Below are 304 nucleotides of genomic sequence, written 5' to 3' on the forward strand. Positions count from 1 at the left end.
TCATAATATCTGCACCCCTCTTGGCAAGCCTTGCAACTTCAAATGATAATCGTTCATAATTGACCATTAAGTCACTTCGTTGTCTTGCAGAACCAGCTGTGGAATAATTGCCAATTCCCGAGGATATGAGTAAGCTCATATGAAACATCATTAATTTATCGGAAAAGGTGGAGGCTGACGATTCACTCACTCCTACATCCGGTACATGAGGGGCTTCAATATCATCTTTCAGTAGGGTATCTACAAAGATTTTAATATGTTTTTGAGAGATATCTTTACCCCGAATCATAAAATCTTGGACGTC

Annotated in this window: 1 protein-coding gene; it reads right to left on the reverse strand. The window is 39.1% G+C overall.

Features of this window, described 5'->3' with window-relative positions:
• Positions 1-304 (reverse strand): DUF3231 family protein (locus tag JKP73_RS22590; protein ID WP_200412032.1); only part of this gene is annotated, 304 nt, incomplete at both ends.

Origin of the sequence: Virgibacillus salexigens (assembly GCF_014905415.1) — a bacterium.
Lineage (GTDB): Bacteria > Bacillota > Bacilli > Bacillales > Amphibacillaceae > Virgibacillus > Virgibacillus salexigens.